Annotated in this window: 14 protein-coding genes and 1 pseudogene; 12 read left to right on the forward strand and 3 right to left on the reverse strand. The window is 36.0% G+C overall.

Features of this window, described 5'->3' with window-relative positions:
• The first annotated feature begins 141 nt into the window (after nucleotides 1-141).
• The 5 genes and pseudogenes from JCM15579_RS08470 (at nucleotide 142) to JCM15579_RS08490 (ending at nucleotide 5,673) form a co-directional block, all read left to right on the forward strand.
• Nucleotides 142-1,085 (forward strand): annotated as a pseudogene (locus JCM15579_RS08470) (amidohydrolase).
• Between the two features lie 36 nt (nucleotides 1,086-1,121).
• Nucleotides 1,122-1,979 (forward strand): alanine racemase, encoded by an 858-nt coding sequence (alr, locus tag JCM15579_RS08475; RefSeq protein ID WP_054718568.1) that lies wholly within the window; start codon nucleotides 1,122-1,124, stop codon nucleotides 1,977-1,979.
• Complete coding sequence (locus JCM15579_RS08480) at nucleotides 1,976-2,260, forward strand: alanine racemase C-terminal domain-containing protein (RefSeq protein ID WP_054718571.1); 285 nt, start codon at nucleotides 1,976-1,978, stop codon at nucleotides 2,258-2,260. The genes alr and JCM15579_RS08480 overlap by 4 nt, the downstream gene beginning before the upstream one ends.
• 107 nt (nucleotides 2,261-2,367) lie before the next feature.
• Nucleotides 2,368-2,961 carry a hypothetical protein gene (locus JCM15579_RS08485; RefSeq protein ID WP_054718574.1) on the forward strand — a complete coding sequence of 198 codons (594 nt, stop codon included), beginning with the start codon at nucleotides 2,368-2,370 and terminating at the stop codon, nucleotides 2,959-2,961.
• A gap of 210 nt (nucleotides 2,962-3,171) precedes the next feature.
• Nucleotides 3,172-5,673: a beta-mannosidase gene (locus JCM15579_RS08490; protein ID WP_218186112.1), complete on the forward strand. Its 2,502-nt coding sequence runs from the start codon at nucleotides 3,172-3,174 to the stop codon at nucleotides 5,671-5,673.
• 75 nt (nucleotides 5,674-5,748) lie between these two features.
• Here the strand turns inward: JCM15579_RS08490 and JCM15579_RS08495 are convergent, their stop codons facing one another.
• From JCM15579_RS08495 to JCM15579_RS08505, 3 genes are all read right to left on the reverse strand, one after another.
• Nucleotides 5,749-6,459, reverse strand: coding sequence for a response regulator transcription factor (locus JCM15579_RS08495; protein ID WP_054718580.1), 711 nt, complete (start codon nucleotides 6,457-6,459; stop codon nucleotides 5,749-5,751).
• Between the two features lie 196 nt (nucleotides 6,460-6,655).
• Nucleotides 6,656-8,161 carry a sensor histidine kinase gene (locus tag JCM15579_RS08500; protein ID WP_054718583.1) on the reverse strand — a complete coding sequence of 502 codons (1,506 nt, stop codon included), beginning with the start codon at nucleotides 8,159-8,161 and terminating at the stop codon, nucleotides 6,656-6,658.
• Between the two features lie 214 nt (nucleotides 8,162-8,375).
• Complete coding sequence (locus JCM15579_RS08505; protein ID WP_054718586.1) at nucleotides 8,376-11,129, reverse strand: TonB-dependent receptor; 2,754 nt, start codon at nucleotides 11,127-11,129, stop codon at nucleotides 8,376-8,378.
• 292 nt (nucleotides 11,130-11,421) lie between these two features.
• Here JCM15579_RS08505 and JCM15579_RS08510 point away from each other — a divergent pair, with 292 nt between their 5' ends.
• The 7 genes from JCM15579_RS08510 to JCM15579_RS08540 all read left to right on the forward strand — a co-directional run bounded on the left by JCM15579_RS08510 (nucleotide 11,422) and on the right by JCM15579_RS08540 (nucleotide 25,364).
• A complete protein-coding gene (locus JCM15579_RS08510; protein WP_054718588.1) occupies nucleotides 11,422-14,328 on the forward strand; it encodes a triple tyrosine motif-containing protein in 2,907 nt (968 codons plus the stop codon).
• Nucleotides 14,329-14,636: 308 nt separating this feature from the next.
• Nucleotides 14,637-17,669 carry a SusC/RagA family TonB-linked outer membrane protein gene (locus JCM15579_RS08515; RefSeq protein WP_054718591.1) on the forward strand — a complete coding sequence of 1,011 codons (3,033 nt, stop codon included), beginning with the start codon at nucleotides 14,637-14,639 and terminating at the stop codon, nucleotides 17,667-17,669.
• 11 nt (nucleotides 17,670-17,680) lie between these two features.
• Nucleotides 17,681-19,165: a RagB/SusD family nutrient uptake outer membrane protein gene (locus JCM15579_RS08520; protein ID WP_054718594.1), complete on the forward strand. Its 1,485-nt coding sequence runs from the start codon at nucleotides 17,681-17,683 to the stop codon at nucleotides 19,163-19,165.
• A 15-nt stretch (nucleotides 19,166-19,180) separates the two neighbouring features.
• On the forward strand, nucleotides 19,181-21,253 hold the full coding sequence (locus JCM15579_RS08525) for a PKD domain-containing protein (RefSeq protein ID WP_054718597.1): 2,073 nt from the start codon (nucleotides 19,181-19,183) through the stop codon (nucleotides 21,251-21,253).
• A 12-nt stretch (nucleotides 21,254-21,265) separates the two neighbouring features.
• Nucleotides 21,266-22,897, forward strand: coding sequence for a family 16 glycosylhydrolase (locus JCM15579_RS08530; protein WP_054718601.1), 1,632 nt, complete (start codon nucleotides 21,266-21,268; stop codon nucleotides 22,895-22,897).
• A 77-nt stretch (nucleotides 22,898-22,974) separates the two neighbouring features.
• On the forward strand, nucleotides 22,975-23,805 hold the full coding sequence (locus JCM15579_RS08535) for a glycoside hydrolase family 16 protein (RefSeq protein ID WP_054718604.1): 831 nt from the start codon (nucleotides 22,975-22,977) through the stop codon (nucleotides 23,803-23,805).
• Between the two features lie 2 nt (nucleotides 23,806-23,807).
• On the forward strand, nucleotides 23,808-25,364 hold the full coding sequence (locus JCM15579_RS08540; RefSeq protein ID WP_054718607.1) for a sugar porter family MFS transporter: 1,557 nt from the start codon (nucleotides 23,808-23,810) through the stop codon (nucleotides 25,362-25,364).
• Nucleotides 25,365-25,371 lie beyond the last annotated feature (7 nt).

The following is a 25,371-nucleotide window of genomic DNA, read 5'->3' on the forward strand; positions in this document are numbered from 1 at the left end:
CCGGAGCTTTCCAATAAAGAATTCGAGACATCGGGACGCATTGCCGGATTTTTTGAAAACTTGTGTCCGGATAAGATCATAAGACTTGGGCCTACAGGGCTTGCCTTTGTTTTTGAAGGGAAGGAAAATGGCAAAACTCTAATGTTTCGTACCGAACTTGATGCATTGCCAATAACTGAGGTGAACAATTTGACCTATGCCTCTGCAAATAATGGCGTAGCACATTCTTGTGGGCATGATGGCCATATGGTAATTATTTCGGGTTTGGCACAAAAAATAGCAGACCACCGTCCCTTTAAGGGAAAGGTAGTTTTACTTTTTCAGCTGCAGAGGAAGTAGAGCAGGGAGCATATGATGTTGTTAATCATCCTGATTTTAATAAAATACAACCAGATTATATTTTTGCCTTACACAATATTCCGGGTGCAGAAAAGCATAAAATCCTGATTAAAGAAGGTAGTTTTGCTGCTGCATCAAAGGGATTGACTGTTAAGCTATATGGCAAAACTTCTCATGCTGCAGAACCTGAAAATGGTATCAATCCTGCTAATGCAATCTCTAAGATAATTAAGCAACTTCATCAACTTCGAAATCGTAAAACTCAATTTGAAGATGTCATTCTATTGACAATTATCCATATTCAACTGGGCGAAATTGCTTTTGGAACTTCACCCGGATATGCAGAAATCAGGCTTACCCTTCGTTCTTTTTATAACAATGATATGGATTTGCTTTCAAGCCATACAGAGCAAATTATTAAGCGGATTGCAAGGGAAGAAAACTTAAAATCTATATTGGAATATTCAGAAGTTTTTCCTGCTACGGTGAATGATAAAGAGTGCGTTGAGTTAATTCAGGAATCTGCTAGGGAGAATCAGTTGGCAATCGAAACCATTTCAAAACCATTTAAATGGTCAGAAGATTTTGGCTATTACACTGAAAAATACAAGGGAGGCTTTTTCGGCTTAGGTGCTGGAATCAATCAACCTGCTTTGCACAATCCCAATTACAATTTCCCTGATGAAATTATTAAGACAGGAATAAATATGTTCTTTTCAATATATCACAAAATTAATTGTAGATAACTGAAACTACTAACCATTATAAAAAATAATAGTCCAATGCAAGGAAGTTCATTTATTACCCTAAAAAGAGAGGCCCTTCAAAATAATATTCGATTCCTTAAGAAAAAGTTGGGAAATCATGTTCGCATATCGTCGGTGGTGAAAGCCAATGCATACGGACATGGAATTGAACAGATCGTTCCTATGTTCGAAGAGGAGGGAATAAATCACTTCTCTGTTTTTGATTTTGGAGAGGCGGTAAGAGTTCAGAATAGCCTTAAAAATGACAAAGATATAATGATTATGGGATGGATCTCCGATGAAAACGTCGTTGAAACCATAAAAAGAGGAATAGAGTTTTATATATTCAACATTAATCGTTTAAATATTGCACTGCAAGCGGCATCTGAAATTGGAATAAAAGCTAAAATTCACCTGGAAGTAGAAACTGGAATGAACCGATCTGGCTTAACAATTAAAGAGTTGGAAGAGGCAATTTCGATAATAAAAAAGAATCCGGGAATTTTTGAAGTAAAAGGGTTCTGTACTCATCTTGCAGGAGCGGAAAGTATTTCAAACCATGTGCGCATCCAAAAACAATTAAAGACTTATCACAAACTACATCGTGTTCTGGAGAACAGTGGGATAATTCCGGAGTACAGGCACATAGCCAATTCAGCTGCGGCTTTTGTGTATCCAAAATCAAGATTGGATATGGTGAGAATAGGAATTATGCAGTATGGATTTTGGTCGAGTATCGAAACATTTTTGCGATACACTCATCATGAAAAAGACCCTCTTCGACGCATATTGGGGTGGAGAAGTCAGATCATGTCAATAAAAGAAGTGAATAAAGGTGAGTTTGTTGGATACGGTATTTCATTTTTGGCTCAGGCGAATATTAAAACAGCTTGATTCCGGTTGGATACTCTGGAGGGTATAGCCGATCTCTTAGCAATCGGGGCCGAGTACTGATTAATGGTCAAAGGTGTGATATAATAGGCATGGTGAATATGAATATGATTATTGCAAATGTATCAGAATTGCCAGATGTAAAAGTTGATGACGATGTAGTAATTATAGGAATGCAAGGAAAAAGGGAAATTAAAGTGTCTGCATTTAGCGATATTAGTAACAGTCTTAATTATGAGATATTAACACATTTGCCAGTTAATGTTGAACGTGTTGTTATATAAATATGTAAAAAAATACTATTGATTAAAGTATTAAATTAGATGTGATTGAAATATAATTTAAAAGAAAATGTAATGTTGAATTGCTATTTTTGAGTAAAAATTACGGCATGTCAGAATTATTTGAAATAACACATTCAACACCCATTCCAGAGATATTCTATTCGGAGAAGGAAGAAAAGAGATTTACAGAATGCACCATTTGTGGTAAGAATTTAAGCGATGGTAACGAATTGTATTTGATTGAGAAGGCATTTGAAAAAAAGCCAGGTTCTGATAAGCCACAATTGGTTTTTGAGTTGGCTTGCTGTATGGATTGCCGACAGGAAATGCATGATTCGCTGTCAGAAGAATCGAATGAAAAAATTGCTGCTTATTTCGAAGCCAATAGTAGAGCAGAAGAAAGAGATAGGGAGTTGAAAAAACATGACTTAATGGACACTGATATCTGGCTGAACAATTGTATTATAAAAAATAAAGCCATGGATGAGGTGAATGAATATCAGATTTACGCTCTGTGTTGGAAGGATGAAATGGTTTTTCATCAGATGCCTTTTATGCTTTGCGGAGATACCATTGATGATATCATGAATTTATTGTCCAATAAAAGTCTGGATATTATCAATGATCTAACTGCCGATTTAATTGATTTACCTCCCGAATATGGAGAACTATTCAGAGATAAAAAAGTGCTGTTTATATAGACGGTGCATACACAGCGCCAGGATAATGACCGATGAATTGTAAACTTGTAAGTCTTACAATTCATCGGTTTCTTTTTTCTGTTTATTTTAGTGCATGAATTCCAAAAGCCAAAGCCAAACAATAAAAACAAACTTATGTCTCTACGATGTATTGTAGTATTTACTGTCCTGATTTTTCTTCTGGGCTGTAAATCACAAAATCAAAACTCAATGATTGTGAAAGAGTTGAACTCCAGTTGGGAGTTTTCTGAAAAGGATTCGATAAATTGGATGCCTGCCGAAGTGCCAGGCTGTGTACATACAGACCTGATTGAAAATAAGAAAATAAAAGACCCTTTTTATCGATTAAATGAGCATGATTTGCAATGGATCGATAAAAAGGATTGGCTTTATAAAACAGAATTTGATCTGGATCAGAAAGTTTTAAGTAAAGATAGAATTGTCATTGATTTTAAAGGTCTGGATACCTATGTCGATGTTTACCTGAACGATCAGAAAGTACTTTCGGCAGATAACATGTTTCGGGAGTGGACTGTTGATGTAAAGAAATATCTGAAAGTAGGAAAGAACAAACTGAAAATTGAGTTTCGGTCGCCAATTAATGAAGGTTTAAAGTTGTACGATGCTAATGGATTTGTCTATCCTGGAGCGGAGAATGACCAAGCTGAATTGGGCCAGGTTGAAGGAAACAAAAGGGTAAGCATTTACACCCGTAAAGCAGGCTATCATTATGGATGGGATTGGGGACCACGTTTGGTAAGTAGTGGCATTTGGCGTCCTGTCTATCTTAAAGCATGGGACAATGCAAGAATTCATGATTTACAGATCGTGCAAAATAAAGTGAACGATGATATTGCCAATTTTACTGCGATTCTTGAATTGGAGTCTGAGGACGAAGTGTTGGCCGATATTCAGATTCAAAATGAAGGAGAAGAATTGGTTGCTACAGAAGTGCATTTGAGAAAGGGAATTCATAAATACGAATTGAATTTTGATATTGAAAACCCAAAACTATGGTGGCCTAGTGGTTTGGGAGATCAAAACCTATATCATATCAAGGCGCAGGTAAATGTTAATGGAAAAATAGAGGAAGCAAGTCGCAGAATTGGTATTCGAACGGTAGAAGTAGTTCGTGAGAAGGACGAAAAAGGGACTTCTTTCTATTTCAAAGTTAATGGGGTGCCAGTATTTATGAAAGGAGCCAATTACATACCTAATGACATTTTCCCATCCCGGGTTAGTAAGGAGCAACTTGAAAAGGTGATTCATACTGCCAAAACTTCCAATATGAACATGCTTAGAGTTTGGGGAGGTGGTTATTACGAAGATGATTTGTTTTATGACTTATGTGATGAGGCAGGAATATTGGTCTGGCAGGATTTCATGTTTGCCTGTGCAATGTATCCGGGTAATCAGGACTTCTTGGACAATATAAGACTTGAGGCAAGAGATAACATCAAAAGACTAAGAAATCATCCAAGTATTGCACTTTGGTGTGGAAACAACGAAATTTTGGTTGCCTGGAACAATTGGGGTTGGAAAAGACAAGCGAAAGAACAAGGTGAGGAGGTAAGTTCTAAAGTTTGGAAAGCCTACGCCGATATCTTTCATGAAGTATTGCCAAAAGCTGTAGAAGAATATGATTCATCAAGATTTTACTGGAGTTCAAGTCCTTCATCAGGAACTGGTGTAAAGCCGGATTTAATCAATGGTGATGATCACTATTGGGGAGTTTGGTGGGGAAAGGAACCGTTTGAAACTTATGCCACACACATTGCTCGCTTTATGAGCGAATATGGTTTTCAATCTTTCCCTCAGATGAAATCGGTTAGAAAATATGCCGAGCCTGAGGATTACGATATCTATTCAGAGGTAATGAAGTCGCACCAGCGATCGTCGATAGGGAACGAAACCATTGAATATTACATGCTAAAAGATTACAAGAAGCCCAAGGATTTTGAATCATTCCTGTATGTGAATCATGTGTTGCAAGCCGAAGGAATTAAATTTGCATTGGAAGGTCACCGAAGAGCCATGCCATATTGTATGGGAAGTTTGTACTGGCAGATTAATGATTGCTGGCCTGTGGCTTCATGGAGTTCTACGGACTATTACCAGGAATGGAAAGCTCTACAATACTATGTAAAAAAAGGCTTTGAACCTTTGTTAGTTTCTCCTTATGCCGAAAATGACAGTATTAAGCTAGCTGTGGTAAATGACCATCAGAAAGAAATCAAAGCCAAATTAATCATGAGAGTGCTTGATTTTTCAGGGAAAGAAAACTGGTCGGAAATCAAAGATATTGTCATTCGTAAAAATTCAAGCGAAGTTTTCTTTGCGCAGGAGCTTAAATCATTCTTACAGAACAGAAAGCCTGAAAGGGAAATGCTTTTGGTTGAATTACAAATGGGTGAAGAAGTAGTGGCAAGGAATACCTTATATTTTAAGCCAGTGAAAGACCTCAAATTGCCTAAGCCAAATGTGGAGTACGTAATTGTTAAAGGAGAAAAAAACTACGAAATAAACATATCATCGGATGTGTTGGCAAAGAATGTATTTTTGACCCTTGGTGATGAAGATGGATTCTTTTCTGATAATTATTTCGATGTATTGGCCGGTGAATCTGTAAACATTAAGTTGGAAACAGAACTATCACTGGAAGAAATCAAGAAAGTGATTCAGCTTAGAACACTTGACTCTACCTTTGAATAGAAATTCAATCTCATGTTATAAAAGAAGGAGTACCTATTTCTAGAGTACTCCTTTTTGTATTTTTTGAAGAGTTGTTTATTTCACCAAAAACAAATATCCTCTCCCGCGTAAGGTTTGAATTTCAATGTTATCATCTTCGCCAAAGTAGTTTCGAAGCTTTTTAATGTACACATCAAGATTACGGGAATTGAAGAATGAATCGTCTCCCCAAACTTGCATTAAAATGTCTTTTCGTTCAACAACCTTACTTCCCATTTCGGTTAATTTTTTCAGCAATTCGCCTTCGCGATTTGACAGATTAATGGTTTTTGAAGGAGTGATCAATTCATATCTTTTTGGAAAATAGGTGTAAGTTCCTAATTTAATTTCATCATGCTCAATTTTTTGCTCTTTTACAGTTTCTTTGTTTTCTCCAATGCCATGTAGCTTTAATTGGTTATCAATTCGAATCACCAACTCTTCTATGCTAAAAGGCTTGCGGATATAATCGGTACCGCCAGCTTCAAAACCTTTTACAAGATCTGGAGTTTCAGTTTTGGCAGTAAGAAAAATGATTGGAAGAGCTGGAAATTTGGATCTGATGTGCTCGCAAAGTTGGTAACCATCAACATTTGGCAGCATGATATCCAGAACGCAAATATCAGGAGTGAAATCATGAAATTTCGACATTACATGGGCTCCATCTGTTACCCAAATAATATCAAATCCTTTTAAAATTAAAGAGTCGTAAACAATTTGCCCTAAATTAGGTTCATCTTCAACGTAAAGTATCCTGGTTTTATTCATGTTGATCTTAGCTAGAGTGCCTTGCAAGATAAGAAATGTAAGAAGATAATAGGAATTTGATTTTGTTAATAATGCTTAAATATCAGTTATCAGTTGCGATTTCAGATAGAACTGTCATAATTTTGCTTACTGCTTACTGCTTACTGCTTACTGCTTACTGCTTACTGCTTACTGCTTACTGCTTACTGCTTACTGCTTACTGCTTACTGCTTACTGCTGGAAACTCTAATTTCATTTCACAACCACTTTCCGATAGGTTATCAGCCAAAATAGATCCGTTGTGTTGTTTCATAACCAAAGCAGCAAAACTCAAGCCTAAACCAAATCCTTTTATATTGTGCTGGTTGCCAGTTGGCACTCTGAAAAATCGATCGAAAATCTTACTCAGATATTCTTTTGGAATTCCTGGCCCATTATCTATAACCGAGATGTAAACATGTACACCTTTCTGCCATAGCTTAACAACAATACTTACATCATCGCCACCATATTTTTTACTGTTTTCAATCAAATTACGAATAACACCTTCAATATACACCCGATCTATTGGTATGCTTATCAATTCATCAGGTTTGGTAAATTTGATATTGACCGTATCAACATAAAAGAGTTGTACCGACTTTACAATTCGATCGACAAATTCGTTCAAATTGGTTTCTTCCTTCTTTAGCAGATGTTGATTTGATTCAAGCTTTGAATGTTCCAATACTCTTGAGGTAAGACTATCCAGGCGATTCATCTCCGAAGCGACCATTTTCAGGTAGGATTTTGTTTTTTCTTTATCGTCGGTAATGCCATAATTCAGAATGGCTTCCATAGCGGCTTTGGCTGTGGATACCGGAATTTTTAATTCATGTGTAATATTGCTAACAAAATCGGAACGAAGCATGTTCAACTTTGCCTGTGTAAGGTAGCTCCGGTAAGCAAATACCAAGGCAAAAATGGATAGTCCAATCAGTACAATTCCAAATATAATTTGCGCCAGAATTTCTGCAATTAGATGTAGAAAGTAATGTTCAAAGTATAGAACACTTGCTTTATCATATCTGCGGGTATATGTAATGATTCCCAATCTCCCTCTTTTTAATATTTCACTGTTGGTTCTTTCAATCGACTCAATATTTTCTCTATCAATTTCTTCTTCGTGACCAGCTTTTAAATTTGGGAACTTGAGTGTAACATTTCTTAAGAATATATTTCTCAAAAATTGTTGAGTTGTATCGTTTGGATTCTTACTTTGGTTATAGAGAATTTGAGCAGGGTAGATTTGATAACGATAACCTAATCTTAAAATATCATAATATCGTTCATCTTTTAAACTATCAGGAATAAATGAATTTTTTTCGATAGCTCTAAATGCATTTATATAGATTTGATTGGTATCTACAAATGCTTTTAAATCTTTAACGTAAGCCTTTTTAAACTCAGCACTGGTTTTTTTCGTTCCTATTTTTAAACTATCGAAATTAATGGTGTCTTGATAATTTAAAGCAGGTTTAATCACGTTTCGATAAAAGAAAATAAACTCTCCATCGTTTATGGATGTATTATAAAGTCTGGATAATTCTACCTGCAGGTTTTTCTTTTCATTGTTGTACTGAGAATGCAACCAGTATCCCACAAAAGTTACCAATAAAAACATACTTAAAACCATTGGCGAAATGATTTTAAACTTCTTTCTATTTAATCGGTTTTTTGACATGTAACAAATATACTGGCTTTCAGTAGCAAATGTTCGGATTGTTAACCTTAATTAACCAAAATGCAGAGAACTGTTTTGGGTTGGCCATTAGCAATGTGTTTTCTTAACAACATATTAGAAATTTTCGATGGAAAAAGGCCATCCCTTTCGGAATGGCCAAACTTGACTATGAAAATTAAAAAGAAAATAATTTTTTGCTTTGATGTTCATGCAATTACATCATGTTGTAATTGCCATAACTAGGATACATACCATGTCCTCCTCTATGCTTTCTGCCTTTTTCTTTACCATCTCTTAATTTATAACTGAAAGTAAGGATGTAGAATTTGTTCAATTTATTTGTGTAGTAATCTGCAGTATATAAATCCGAAACAAAGTGAGATCTTTGATCATCTTTACTTAAAATATCATAAGCCGTGAATGATAATTCTCCGCGTTTGCTTTTAAATACTTTGGTAGATAAACCAAGATTTAGGTGCCAAAAGTTATCCACATCGTTGGTCGAAAAGTTATTTTGATAATTGTTACTAGCATTTGTTCTAAACACCAAATCTTTATAGAAATTCCAATACATGTTTAGCGAGGTTGTTTGAGATAAATACTCTGAACCGGAATTTGATGTGTTATTGGACTTTTGATAATTGCTTGAACTGGTAAATGTAAAATCGATTTTTTCGCTAATGTTGGAGCTTAGAGTCATTCCATGATTCAAGTTCCACGAATCGGTATATGCCTTTTTATCGTTTACAAAAGTAGGGTTGTGAGAAAAACGACCTCTTGTGTTGATATTTAATTTGGACTTTAACTTTTTAAGAGGAAAGCTATACGAAATACTTGTTCCGATTGAATATTGACCATCAAGATTTACAGGTTCTGAAAATTGACCTCCTGCAGGTAGAAAGTACAATCCATTAATGGTTGTATCTTTTGCTGCAACAATTGTTCTTCTTCCCACAGTATTGTTTGTTGAAGTTGCCATGGCATGAATGGACAAATGACTTCCTTTTTTCATGTTTGAAGCTGAATAAAGTGCCATTAAAGTGTGAGAGCTCGATTGTTCCAATTCGGAATTACCAGTTGAAATGTACAATGGATTCGAAAGATCTACAACTTCTTGTAAATCGCGAATATTTGGAGTTGTTGTTCGCGACATATAGTTAAGGTTTATTCTTTTTTGATTCTTCAAATTAAGCGAATACCTAACATATGGCTTGAATGAGAAGAAATCCTTTTTAAAATCTGTCTGATTGGGAAATGACTCTTCATTTTTAAGTGTAGTCATTTCAAAATCGGCTCCCAAGCTAAAACCATGAGTTTTGCCATTTAGGTTATACGAGAATCTTCCTGCATTTATGATGCTTGAATTTTCAAAATTATTCGTGGTTAGCTCATCCAAATCGCTATAGGAGTTTTCATTTTCATTAAAGTTATAGCCGTACTTATCTGATTTTTGTTCGTTATAATTGAAACGATATCCTAAGTTGGCAAATCCTTTTTTGCCAATGGGTTCGCTATACGATATTCCAGCATTGACACCTGTATTTTTCCTTTTAGAATCTGAAATTCGGTTGATACTTTGACTTACTTCGTTGCTTTCATTTAAAGTTTCAGACAATTGCGTCCCATCCGACTTATTGTTAGAGTAATTAAATCCAGCATTTAAATTCAAGGAGCGGCCTTGGTTGCCTAATCTTTTCGAATAATTTACGGTTTGGTATAGATTGTAGTTTTTATTCTCAGAAGAATTATGGTTATTGTTCGAGTTTAAAGGATTGCCGTTTAATTTGGTATCAGAAATTGAATTGGAATTTGACTCTCTATCAGCAGTAGAAATATTGGTATTCAGCATTAATCTGTGTTTCGGATTGGAATTTAAGGATACTCTCAGGTTAATCCGATGATCATTGTTGTCATTGGTCGAGTGGTTTGTTGAATTTTGAATTTGGCCCAAAAGAGCATCAGAAGTATAATTTCTTACACTGCTACTCTTGTTTTCGTAGTCTTGATTGCCATATTCATAGCTAAACTCAATGTCATTTTCATTTTTCGAATTTACAAAGTTGATTCCGAAAGAATCATCCTGAATATCATTCCCGTCAATGCTTCTATTCCCAAAATTTCGGTTGCTTAATTTTAGAGGCGCATTTACATCTCTCGATTTTGCAGTAAGGGTAATGCTATTGTTATCCGAGAAACTGTTAAAATTCCCATCGAAACCATACCTGTTGTCTTTACCAAATCCTGCAGCCACATCTCCAAAAACAAGTCTTTTGCTTTTCTTGGTGGTAACAATGTTTAGCGTTTTTTTATCTTCTTCATTTCTCTTTAAACCGGTAAACTTTTCTTCATCGCTTTTGTATTCGTAAACTTCAATATTTTTAATTACATCGTTTGGAATTGTTGCCAAAGCTTGATTCATATTGTTCCCAAAAAACTTTTTACCATCAACCAGTATTTCTGCAACCTCTTGTCCTTCTACTACCAGCTTACCAGCCACTTCATAAAAACCAGGCATTTTGGCTAAGAGTTCTCCTGCTGTAGCATCTGGATTTACTTTGAATGCATTGGGATTAAATACTGTGGTGTCGCCTTTAATTTTTGTAGGAGGCAATGTTTCGGTGATATTAATTTCTTGAAGAAATTCAGAGTTTTCAATCAATTTAAACTGACCTAGGTCAATGGATATTTTATCAACAGTAATTGATTTTTTAATATCCTTATAGCCAATAAAAGAAACTTGAAAATCATATTGTCCGGGTTTTACTTTTATATTGAAATTACCCGATTCGTCGGTTATGGTACCTGTTTTTTGAATGGTATCAGATTTATTTATTAATAGAATTGTTGCACCAGGTAAAGAGCCTTCTTCCTGCGAATCCAGTACTTTTCCAGTTAAAGTATAACTCTTTTGAGCAAATAAGGATAATCCGGTTAGGATGAAAAATATAGATAGTAAAATTCGGTACATTAATCTTTGTTTTAAAATTTAATTCAAAGATAAGCTAACATCCAGGCATCATTAACTGATTTAAGGTGAATCAAGGTTAAATAAGGTTAATCCTCAAATCTTTGTGTTGATTATAAGTGTCAGAAGTTTAGTTGCTTATTTGTTTGGTGTGGTATTTTTGGTGTTAAGAGTTGTTAATTGTAAGCCTTTGTTATAGCTGAGAAAAATTGTTTGTGATGTTTTTTAGTATTAAATCAACTTTGCATATTTTTATGAATCATTATATCTTTCAATAAACAAAATCATCATTGCTTTGAATAAATCTACTACAATATTACTCCTATTTCTGCTTTTAAATTTTTCCTGTTTAGCTAAGGTAAAGAATAAAGGAATCCCATTTATCAAGAATTTTCCAAGAGGTGAATATCATGGAGGAACTCAAAATTGGGACATTGCACAATCCTCTAAGGGTTTGATGTATTTTGCCAATAATGAAGGCGTTTTGGAATTTGATGGAACGAATTGGCGTTTGATTGAAATGCCAAATAATTCGGTGGTTCGTTCTTTGGTCATTGATGGATCGGATAAGGTATTTGTTGGTGCATACAATGAGTTTGGATTTTTAGAGCCCGACGAAAAAGGAAAATTGACTTTTCGTTCTTTGGTAAATTTAGTACCTGAAAAGGATAGAGATTTTAAAGAGATATGGCAGATTTATCTTTACAAAAATGGAATTGTTTTTCATAGCTTTCAAAAAGTATTCTTCTATAAAGATGGTAAGATATCTGTTTTGGGGGATGGAGAACTATTTCGTCAAAGTTTTGTAATTGGCGATGAATTCTATGTTCAGGTACCCAAAAAAGGATTCTGTAAGTTGAATGGGCAGAATTTTCAATTGGTTGATGAGGGAGAAAAATTAAAGAATTATGAAATTGTAAGTGTGTTGCCTTATTCAGAAGATGAACTTTTAATTGCAACAGCTTTAAATGGCTTATTTATTTATAGCTCTGGAAAAATAGAAACCTGGAATTTGAAGGTAAACAAGTCTTTTATCAAAGAACAGATTTATTCAGGATTAGCGGTTAATAAAAAGTATTTTGTTTTTGGAACAGTAAGAAATGGATTGTATATCATTAACAAGCAGGGACAAATTATCCAGCATATCAATACTGATTTAGGATTGCTAAATAATACCATACTTAGTTTATTTCAGGATTCAGAAGAGAACTTGTGGCTGGGTTTGGATAATGGAATTAATCATCTTGAAATTAGTTCTCCTGTTTCAACATTCCCAAGGATTAGAGATATAGGAACAGGCTATGCTTCAATATACCACAATGGATACTTGTATCTTGGTACCAACATGGGCTTGTTTGCTCAGAAGTACGATTTCTCAGGTGCAACATTAAATACAGAGGAGAAGTTTAATCTTGTTGAAAATACTGCCGGACAGGTATGGAGTTTGGAAGTAATTGGGGGAGAATTAATCTGCGGGCATACCAATGGGACATTTCGAATTGATAAGAATAAGGGGGAGTTGATTTCTGATGTTGAAGGAGGTTGGAAATATTTATACCACAAGGATTTTCCAAATAAAATGATCGGAGGAACTTATTCTGGATTAATTCTTTTTGAGCGAGAATCAGAAAAAGACAAATGGAAATTCAAACAAAAGATAGGAGGTTTTAATGAATCTTCACGAGAATTACTTTGGGGAGCAGATAACAGCATTTGGATGAGTCATGGATACAAGGGGATCTATAGAATTGTGTTGAATAATGCCTTGGATTCTTGTATTAATGTTCGTTTATATGGAACTGAGGATGGTCTTCCTTCTGATTTGAGTATTGGTCTTCATGAAGTTAGAGGAGAAAAGGTCTTTACAACGAATAACGGAATATATAAGTATGTTCCTGAGCTTAACAAGTTTGAGATTTATTCATCCCTAAATAATTTATTCGGCACGAAAAAAGAGCTTACTAAGCTTTTTCAACAATCCAATGGTGATGTTTGGTATTTTCAGGATGGAAGAGTGGGTATTTTAAAACTACAAGTAGATAATACCTATGCAAAGCAGGAATTGGCATTTTCTTCTATTCGTGGCTCTTTTATTGGTGCATTTGAAAATGTGTATGAAATTGACAGACAAAATATATTAATTGCCACTGAAGATGGGTTTGTTCACTACAATCCTGAAATACGAAAAAGGTATGAAAATAAATTTCATACATTGATTCGAGAGGTGCGAATTGCAGGTAAAAAGCAAGATTCTGTGATTTATGCTGGAAGCAAATCAAATAATGAAAATTCAGTAGAATATATAAAGTTTAAGAATAATGAGATTCGCTTTCAGTTTAGCGCTCCTCAATCAAGTCATGCACAGTTGGTGAATTATAAATATCAATTGCAAGGATTTGATCAAGATACTTCTGCATGGGAGGTAAGCACCAATAAGGAATATACCAATTTACGAGAGGGAGAATATGTGTTTAGAGTTTTGGCACAAAATCAATATGGGGTTCAATCTGTTCCCGATGAGTTTAAATTTGTAATTCTACCTCCCTGGTACAGATCCAAATTGGCGTATTTTGTATATGTATTCACTTCACTACTTATTATTTATGGCTTGATTTTATTGGTTCGCTTAAGAATGAAGCAGATACAATACAGGTTGGAGAAACAGCAGGAGGAAGAACTTAAAGCTAAGGAACAGAAATTTAGAGAAGAGGCTTTAATTGCAGAAAGAGAAATTGTAGAATTAAGAAATGAAAAGTTAAAAAGCGAGGTGGATTTTAAAACTCGCGAATTAGCAAGCTCTACAATGAATATTATCCATAAAAATGAGGTGCTTTCATATGCTGTTGGAGAATTGAAGAAGGCTTTAAAAAAGATAAAGGATCCAACTGCATTGGTTCAAGTGCGTCAGTTGATGAAAACCTTAGATTCCGAATTTAATAGCGATCAGGATTGGGAACAATTCGAGTTACATTTCGATCAGGTGCATGAAAACTTTATAAAGAGGCTGAGGTCGTCTTTTCCACAATTAACACCAAAGGATTTAAGAATGTGTGCCTATCTTAGAATGAATTTATCTACAAAAGAAATTGCACCCTTAATGAATATTTCGGTTAGGGGAGTAGAAATTAGTAGGTACAGGTTAAGGAAGAAATTTGATTTAAACCGAGAAGAAAACTTAATAGATTTCTTACTGAACGTATAAAATATCAATTTTAATAAAAAGGCAAATCTCGCAACAAAGATTTGCCTTTTTTCATATTTGATGTATAAGTAATATGCATTTTTTAAGATTTGTTGTATTTTTTAAGTATTAGTTACACAGGTAATTATAAGTTCTGAAAAATCATTTGATGTAGTAATGATGTATTGTATTTTGGATGTTGATGAGTTCTTGATGTAACTGTATTTTTGATTTTGCTCAAATAAGAAAAGATATTGCAAACGATTTAGGTGAATAAATGTAACCCAAATTTATGAGCTAATTTTTTCTAATCTTAACGAACTAAATTTATGAAAAAAACAGTTGTGTTAATAGTTATGGCATTCTTTTGTTTGCAAGTATTTGCTCAAAATAATGCTGTAACTGGTATTGTTACCTCTGGAGAAGATGGAACTCCTATTCCATTTGCCTCCATTGTTGTTAAGGGAACAACAATTGGTACATCAACCGATTTTGACGGTAAGTATTCTATAGAAGTATCTAAGGATGCTACTTTGGTATTTTCAATGATTGGTTTTGCTCCACAGGAGATTTTTGTTGGAGACCAAACTGTTGTAAATGTTATTCTGATGACTGAGACTACAGGCCTTGAAGAGGTTGTAGTAGTTGGTTATGGTACTCAGAAAAAGCGTGATGTTACTGGTGCAGTAACTGTGCTTGGAGCCAAAACAATCGATGAAATCAAACCTGTTAGAGCCGAGCAAGCTTTACAAGGAACCACTTCGGGAGTGGTAGTAAGTTCTTCTTCGGGAGCTCCAGGTTCTGGTTTAGATATAAGAATCCGCGGTATTTCTACAAATGGAGATGCTTCTCCAGTTGTTATTATCGATGGTTATGAAGGATCATTGGAAACCTTAAGTCCTGATGATATTGAAAGCATTACAGTATTAAAAGATGCACAGGCGGCAATTTATGGTACTGTTGGTGCAAATGGAGTTGTGTTGGTAACAACCAAGACAGGTCGTAAAAACACTGCGCCAGCAATTCGTTTTAACAGCTCTGTTGGTATTCAAGAAACTTCACGCAAATTGCCAGTGCTAAATGCAACTGAGTATGCTGCATTATTAAATGAAGCCTATGCTGCAAATGGACAAGATTTGCCGTTTACAAATATTTCAAATTTAGGTAAAGGAACCAATTGGCAGGATGAAGTATTCTCAACAGCACCAATCTACAAGAATGATGTGAGTTTAAGTGGAGGATCTGATAATATAGTATATTCGTTAAGTGCTTCAGATTTAGATCAGAAAGGTGTTGTAGGGAAAGATAAATCAGGCTACAAGAGAAATACTGCAAGAATGAACTTGGGCATTGATATTTCTGAAAAGCTGAAATTCAAATCATCCTTGATTTATACTTACTTAAGAAGAAGATCAATTAACGAAAATGGATTAGGATCGGTATTGTTTAATGCATTAAACATGCCTTCTACCATGCCGGTATATAATGAAGATGGTTCATTCTTTTTAGCTCCTAACAGTCTTGGTAATGAGGTGATCAACCCAATGGCACAAATCGATGATACTTATAATATCTATAAGTCAAATCGATTGAGCGGAAGTTTTAGCATGGAGTACATTTATTCTCCACAATTAAAGGCAACGGCTCGTATTGGATTTAACACTGGTAGTAGCAAGGAAAAATCTTTTGCTAAGGAAATAAGTTATGGAGGAAAAGTATTTGATAATACCAGAAGTAGTGTTTTCCAGGCTAGAGATAACTTCAATGATTACACATTTGATGCCTTTGTTACCTACGATGATACGTTTCTAGAGAAACATCATGTAACAGCAACTTTAGGTACTACTGTATATAAAAATTGGGGTGACCATTTAGATGCAACAGGTTTTGATGTACCTAACAACTCGTGGGAATTTGCAGATATCTCGCTAACTGAAGGAACTAGTGAAGCAAAAACCAACAATTCATGGGATTACGATGATAGAAGATTGTCTTATTTTGCTCGTCTTCAATATGATTATGAAGGAAAATATTTGCTTTCCGGAATGTTCAGAAGAGATGCTTCTACTAAATTTGGTCCAGATGAAAGTGTAGGGTATTTTAATTCAGCTACTGCTGGTTGGGTAATTTCCGATGAGGATTTTATGAGTGACATGGAATTTATCGATTTCATCAAGCTAAGAGCAAGTTACGGTTTCCTTGGTTCAGATAAAATTGATCCTAACAAATTCTTATCATTGATGGATGGAGAAGGAACCTATATCTTCAACGGGCAGTTAGTTAATGGTAGAGCAATTGGAGCACTTCCTAACAATACCATCAAATGGGAAGAGTCGGAACAGTTTGATATTGGTTTAGATATGAAATTATTGAATAATAAAATTGATATCAATGCTGACTACTTCGTAAAAACTACCAATGATTTGTTAGTTGCAGGTGTACCTGTTTCTGGAATTTTAGGAGTTAATGGTGCAGGAGCTGCTGGGCCAACTATCAATGCTGGTGAGGTTCGCAACCGTGGTTTTGAATTTGCTGTAGGTTACCGAGGTAAAATAGGTGAAGACCTGGTGTTTAAGGTGAATTATAATATGACAACCTTAGATAATGAGGTAACTAAAGTAAACAATGGAACTGGATTTATCGAAGCTGGTGAATTTAGTGTAGGACAACCTAGCCCAACCCGAATGGCAGTTGGACAGCCTATTGGTTCATTCTTTGGTTACAAAACAGACGGACTATTCCAGAATATGGCAGAAGTTAACGCTCACCCATCGCAAATTGCATTGGGAGCTGAAGCTCAGCCTGGTGACTTAAGGTATGTGGATACCAACAATGATGGAGTGATAAATGCGGATGATAGAACATATATCGGAAATCCAATTCCTGATGTAACCATGGGATTAAATTTATCCATTAACTATAAGAACTTCGATTTTTCAGCTTATGCTTATGCATCATTGGGTAACGATAAACTTCGGAACTACGAACGTTCAAATGTAAATGTGAATAAGCTAAGTACCAATTTGGAAAGATGGATTGGAGAAGGAACAAGTAATTCTGTTCCAAGAGTGACCACAGGAGCTACAGCAAATCAGGTAATTTCAGATTACTATGTTGAGGATGCTTCTTTCTTAAGAATTCAAAACATACAATTGGGATATACACTTCCAGAACATCTTACTTCAAAACTAAAGATCTCTAAATTAAGATTCTATGGTTCAGTAAGCAATCTGTATACTTTCACAGATTATACAGGTTATGATCCTGCTGCATCAAATGGCGATCCTATTACTTCAGGAATCGATTATGGATTTTATCCTGCAGCAAGAACATATACGTTCGGATTAAATCTAAACTTTTAAAAAGCTCAATCATGAAAAAAATAAAATATAGCATTGCAGTTCTAGGGGCTTTTGTTTTAGCCGTAAACATATTGGTTTCCTGTTCGGATGATTTTGCACAGGAAGCACCCAAATACTCTATTGATTCTGAGAATTTTTTCAACTCAGAACAGGACTATTATAATGGTTTGGTAGGAGTTTATGATGCATTACAATATACCTATGTAAATGTAATCTTAGGCGAAATAGCATCAGATAATACATTGTGTGGTGGAGAAAGTGCTACAGATGTTGTTGGATGGCAACAAATTGACGATATGATTCATACTCCGGTAAATAGCAATTTACATGATGTGTGGAATTGGATGTTTGCAGGGGTTCAGAGAGCCAACTACTTTATGGAGTTTAAAGACAAAATCGATTTTGATGGAAGATTATCGATGATTGGAGAAGTACAATTCCTAAGAGCTTATTACTATTTTGAATTGGTAAAATGGTTTGGTCCTGTGCCTTTGAAAATAGATGAGCGTTTTGCTTTAGGAGATGAGACTTCAATTCCTCGATCACCAGTAAAAGATGTATATGCGCAAATTGAAAGAGATTTAATTGATGCAATTGATGTATTGCCAGATGTGCCGGAACAAACAGGAAGAGTAACAAGAGGCGCAGCCCGAGCATTACTTGGGAAAGTATATTTATTTCAGGAAAAATTTAGTGAGGCGACAAATGTTTTGGATCAGGTAATCACAAGTTCAAATTATTCTCTTGTTGAAGATTATGATGAAATTTTCGAAATGGCTGGCGAAAATGGTGTTGAGTCTGTATTCGAAATTCAATATACAGATGTTGAGGGTGCTGGATTTGGATGTTTGCAATGTAGCGAAGGTAATGTTGCAGTAGGTTTTAGTGGCGTAAGAGGTTACGATGGACCTTTGTTTTCTTCAGGATTTAGTTTTAATGTGCCAACTCAGGAAGCAGTAGATCAGTTTGAACCAGGAGATCTTCGCAAAGATGTCACAATATTAGATATCGTTGCTTGGGCAGAAAGTAAGGGTGCAACTTATACTACAGGATTTGAGCACACTGGATATTTTAATAGAAAGTACTTACCAAGAAAAAGAAGAGCGGAAGCTCAAGGAGATTTGAATCTAACCAATCCGAATAATTATAGAGCAATTCGTTATGCAGATGTGTTGCTTATGGCAGCAGAAGCATATAACCGTGGAGGTATTTCAGATACAAAAGCACAAGAATACATTTCAGAAGTAAGAAGAAGAGCTTTTGGTGATACAAATCACGATGTAACCTTAACAGGTGCAGCTTTAACCGATGCGATTTATCATGAAAGAAGAGTGGAATTAATGGGTGAAGGACATCATTTCTTTGATCTTGTAAGAACAGGAAGAGCAGCTGATGAAATTGAAGGTTTCGTAGCTGGCAAACATGAAGTATTCCCTATTCCTCTTGAAGAAATTCAATTCTCAAATGGCAATTGGTCACAAAATCCTAATTACTAAACAAGATTATTCGATATGAAAATATTAACTAAAATAAGCGCATTTATTTTCATCCTAGGTGTCTTTTTTGCCTGTGAAACAGATGAAGATAACTTGTATTCGTTAGATTATATAGGTGCTCCTACTAATGTGGAAGCAGTATTCGATATCACACAAGATAATTCAGGTCTTGTGAGTATTTCCCCTAATGCTGAGGGAGCTCAGCAATTTACCATTGATTTTGGCGATGGTTCTGAAACAGAAATCTATAAGCCAGGAGAGATTGCTGAACATGTATATACTGAAGGAGTTTATTCGGTAAAAATTATTGCCGTAAGCATAAATGGTAAAGCAACAGAATTAGTACAGGAATTAAATGTAACATTTAAAGCACCTGAAAATTTAGAGGTGAACATTACAAATAATACTCAAAATCCAAGAATCGTAAGCGTAACAGCTACAGCGGATTTTGCAACCGTTTTTGAAGTTTATTTTGGTGATGTAGAAGATGAAGAGCCAACGATGTTAATGCCAGGAGAGACAGTTTCTCATACTTACGAAGCTCCTGGTGATTATGATGTTAGAATTGTTGCGAAAAGTGCTGGAGCAGCAACTGCAGAATATACCGAAACGGTAAATGTACCTGAGGCTGCTGATCCGATTAATTTGCCTATTGATTTTGAATCGTTCACGATCAATTATGCATTTGAAAACTTTGGAGGTACAACTTCATCTGTAATCGATAATCCTGATGCATCAGGAATCAACACTAGTGCTAAAGTTGCTCAAAGTAATAAGTCTGCCGGAGCAGAAATATGGGCAGGTTCATTCCTTACTCTTGAGAATCCTATTGATTTTTCAAACAATACAGAGTTTAGAGTTAAGGTTTGGTCGCCAAAAGCAGGTGCAACAGTAAAGCTAAAAGTTGAAAATTTAACCGATGGTAATATTGGTTATGAGGTTGATGCAACAACTACTGTTGCAAATGCATGGGAAGAATTAACTTATGATTTTTCAGCAATCGATCAAGCAAATGAATATCAGAAAGTCGTAATTTTCTTCGACTTCGGAAATAATGGAGATGACTCAAATTATTATTTTGATGATATCAAGCTTGTTAGCGCAGCTGTTGATGGCGGATTAGCAGGTGTATGGAAAATGGCTCCTGAAGCTGGAGCACTTGGAGTTGGTCCTGGATTGGGTGATACATCATGGTGGTCGAGTACAGCAGATGATGTTACTACCAGAGCATGTTTCTTCGATGATACTTATGAGTTTGGAGCGGATGGTTCATTTAGAAATGTATTAGGAAGTGATACTTGGGTTGAAGATTGGCAAGGTGGATCTAATGCATGTGGAACTCCCGTAGCACCTCACGATGGTTCAAATGCAGCAACTTTTACCTATGATAAAGTTGCAGGAACAATAACACTTGAGGGTATTGGAGCTTATTTGGGAATTCCTAAAGCATATAATGGTGGAGAATTGGCAAATCCAGCAGATGCACCTGCATCGATTACCTACGATGTTACTTTATCAGAAAATAATACTGTAATGGATATTGATATTGAAATTGCAGGTGGTGCATATTGGCATTTTAAAATGGTAAAAGCAGGAGAGGTGTCTTCCCCGGTAGCAGGAACCTGGAGCTTGGCTCAAGAGGCCGGAGCTCTTGGAGTTGGTCCTGCATTAGATGATACTTCGTGGTGGTCGAGTACAGCCGATGATATTACTGCCAGAGCATGTCTATTTGATGATACTTATGTATTTGGTGCTGATGGTTCATTCCAGAATGTTTTAGGTAGTGATACCTGGGTTGAAGACTGGCAAGGTGGATCTAACTCATGTGCAGCTCCTGTTACACCTCATGATGGTTCAAACGCAGCTACTTATTCATACGATGCTGGAGCAGGCACAATAACACTTGAAGGTGTTGGAGCTTATCTGGGAATTCCTAAAGCATATAATGGTGGAGAATTGGCAAATCCAGCAGATGCACCTGCATCAATCATATATGATGTTACATTATCTGAAAATAATACTGTAATGGTAATTGATATTGAAATTTCAGGTGGTGCATGGTGGAAATTCAAGCTTGTGAAAAACTAAAAACAATAAACGATGAAGAAACTAAATATATTAGTAATATTATTTTCAAGCCTGTTGTTTTTTGCAGGCTGCGAAGAGGAGTATAGCTTAGGTGAAATTACTACGCCATCCAATTTAAGTGTTAGTTTTGAGCTTGTTGGACAAGATGAGGCTAATCCTTTCGGAGATGGAACAGGATTTGTGAATTTCACAGCTACAGCTGAAAATGAAATAAACTACACCTATATTTTTGGAGATGGAACAAATAATGAAGTTTCTGCCGATGGAAATATGATGCACCGTTTCTCTCTTCCGGGAGTTAAAACCTACAATGTAACAGTTTTAGCTGTTGGAACTGGTGGTGTTACAACCAGTAAGTCGATTCAGGTTGAAGTATTCAGTAGCTTCAGTGATGAAGAAGCTATTGCATTCTTAACAGGAGGAAGCTCTAAAAAATGGTATTGGGCAGCCGATCAACCAGCACATACAGGACTAGGACCAAATTTTGTGGATGGAACAAATCATACATTTGCGCAATGGTATGCTGCTGCACCATTCGAAAAAACATGTATGTATGATGCAGAATTTGTATTTACTCAAACTGACGGTGGTGTAAGCTTTGAACAAACAGCAGGATCAGCATTCATTCCTGGGACATATGCAGGTAAGATAGGAGTTGAAGGTGATGTTTGTCATGGTGAAGATGTATTGCCAAGTTTATATGGAGTGAAGAATGTAACTTTTGCACCTGCAAATTCAATTGCAACTGAAGATGGTGGTTATAGAGGAACGAGCTTTACGATTTCAGATGACGGTTTTATGTGTTGGTATGCTGGTACGAGTACTTATGAAATCATTGAGATTACAGATAATATTCTAAGAGTACGTGTTGAGGAAGATGACACTTTTGCATGGTACCATATCTTTACATCAACAAAACCAAGTGAATCAGCTGGTGAAATTGATGTGGAATATACCAATTTGGTTTGGTCGGATGAGTTTGATACCGATGGAGCTCCTGATGCTGCAAAATGGGATTACGATCTTGGTGCAGGAGGTTGGGGGAATAATGAATCTCAAACCTATACCAACGATGCAGCTAATGTTAGCATTTCTAATGGAATATTAAAAATAACGGCAAAAGCTGATGGTGGATCTTATACTTCAGCCCGTTTGAAAACTCAAGATAAATTTGAATTTACTTACGGAAGGGTTGATGTTCGAGCTAAACTTCCAACGGGAGGTGGTACATGGCCGGCAATTTGGATGTTGGGAGCAAATTTTCCTGATGCAGGATGGCCTGCGTGTGGAGAGATTGACATTATGGAAGGAATTGGAAACAATCCTGGACATATCCAATGTGCATTGCATACACCATCAAGTTCGGGAGCAACCGAAAATATGGAATCTACAACTGTTGCTGATGCTTCTGAGGAATTTCATGTGTATTCTGTAAACTGGTCAGAAAATCAGATTACATTCCTGATTGACGATGAGGTTTATTATACCTATGCACCGGAAGATAAAAATGCTGACAATTGGCCATACAATGCTGATCAATTCCTGATAATGAATGTGGCTATGGGTGGTTCACTTGGAGGTACTATTGATCCGGCATTTATTGAATCATCTATGGAGATTGATTACGTAAGAGTATATCAATAATTTTAAAATATTATAGGCTGTTCCTGTTTATTTGAACAGCCTATAAATACTTAATCATTAAGCTAAATCTTTACATTATGAGATCAACAGCTTGTTTGATAATGGGTATATTCTGTCTTCTTTTTTCTTCATGCAATTCTAATAAAAAAGATAAATCCAAGCAAAACACTGCTTCAAAAGAGTATCAATTGGTTTGGTCTGATGAATTCGATTACACAGGATTACCTGACTCAACAAAATGGGTATACGATACGGAAGGAAACAGTCAGGGATGGGGCAATAACGAATTGCAACAGTACACTCAAGGCAGGAAAGAAAATGCCTGGGTCGAGAATGGAGTACTTCATATTACTGCATGTAAAGAAAGTATAGAAGGAAAAGAATATACCTCCGCAAGGTTGAATTCAAAATCGGACTGGTTGTATGGAAGAATTGAAGTGAGAGCTAAGCTACCTGATGGTAGAGGTACCTGGCCCGCCATTTGGATGATGCCTGGAGATTGGTCTTTCGAAGATGGAAACTGGCCGGAGATTGGCGAGATAGATATCATGGAACATGTTGGCCACAATGCAGGAGTAATTCATGCATCTGCTCACTCAAAAGATTATCAGTGGCAAAAAGGAACGCAGCAAACTGCAATTATAAAAATTCCTGATGCGACTGAAAAGTTTCACTCTTACATACTGGAATGGTCCGAAGATATCATGAAATGTTATGTAGATGATCAATTGTTTTTTGAGTACAAAAATGAAGGCTTGGGAGAATCGAAATGGCCTTACACCAAACCATTTTACTTGATTTTAAATGTTGCAGTTGGTGGTGCATGGGGAAGTGTAGAAGGAATTGACAAGGAAGCATTTCCACAAACAATGGAAATTGACTTTGTAAGAATTTATCAAAAGAAATAATCATGAACTTAAAATATAGTGCTGCTGTTTCTTTAATTGTTGCCTTAGGAGGATTTCTAATGGGATTTGATGCGTCGGTGATTTCAGGCGTTATAAAATTTATTGAACCTCAGTTCGATCTTAGCAAAATTCAGTTGGGTTGGGCTGTGAGCTGTTTGACTCTTACTGCAACATTGGCTATGATGTTAGCTGGCCCTGTTAGTGATAGGTTTGGAAGAAGAACAGTGTTGAAATTCGCAGCAGCATTATATTTTATTTCAGCTTTAGGATCAGCCATAGCCCCTAATTTTTTTATGTTGGTTTTGGCAAGAATGATAGGAGGAATTGGAGTTGGCGCATCGCTGATTATTGCTCCTATGTACATTGCCGAAATCGCCCCTCCACAACTTAGGGGTACTATGGTGTCCTTTAATCAACTGAATATTGTACTGGGAATATCGGTTGCCTTTTTTACCAATTACCTGATTTTGCAAATGGGAAAATCAAGTGCAAACTGGGCCACATGGCTTCAGTTCGACGCATACAATTGGAGATGGATGCTGGGACTGGAAGCGATTCCTGCCTTGCTCTATTTTTTTCTCTTGTTTTTTGTGCCAAGAAGTCCACGATGGTTAGCTATGAACGGATTGGATGATGAAGCTCTTGATGTGATGAAAAAGGCATTAGGTGAATCTGAGGCAAAGGAACAGTTGGTACATATTGCGCGAAGCATCAAATCATCAAAGAATAAGGAACGAATTTCAGTAAAGGAGTTATTTAAACCATCATTAAAGTTGGTGTTGCTAATTGGTATCGTGATTGCTATTACACAACAAATAACAGGAATCAACTCAGTGTTCTTTTATGCTCCAATGATATTTGAACAGACAGGTATTGGAACCGATGCTTCATTCTCACAAGCCATTCTGGTGGGATTAACCAATCTTGTATTTACTCTTTTTGCCATTTGGTTGATAGACAGAGTAGGTAGAAAACCACTTTTGGTTTTTGGTTTATTTGGAATTGTTGTCTCCATGTTTGTGTTATCAGCAAGCTTTGGAAATGCAACCTACCAGTTGAGTAAGAAGAGTATATCTGAATTTTCAGGTTTTGTGGAACCTTCCCAATTAAAAGAAACTGAAAATGTTGTATTCGAAAGTGATATTGAATTCAATAATGCATTATTGAGTAGTATTGGTGAACAGACATTTAAAGAACATCAATCAGAATTTATTGCAAAAGCAATCAGCATCAACCCTTGGCTGGTATTGGCAGGGATTATTGGCTTTGTTGCATCCTTTGCGATTTCTATAGGACCAGTTATGTGGGTCTTGTTTTCAGAACTTTTCCCAAATCGAGTAAGAGGATTAGCCATCTCATTTGTTGGACTAATCAATTCGGGGATAAGTTTCATTGTACAGCTGGCTTTCCCGTGGGAACAGATGAACCTGGGAAATGCTACTACCTTTTTAATATATGGAATATTTGGCGCATTAGGACTTGTGTTTGTGATTGTAATGTTGCCTGAAACCAAGGGAAAATCTCTTGAAGAATTAGAAGTAATTCTGATTAAAGAATAGGAACAGA

The sequence above is a fragment of the Marinifilum fragile JCM 15579 genome (genome assembly GCF_001310955.1).
In the GTDB taxonomy this organism is placed as follows: Bacteria; Bacteroidota; Bacteroidia; order Bacteroidales; family Marinifilaceae; genus Marinifilum; species Marinifilum fragile.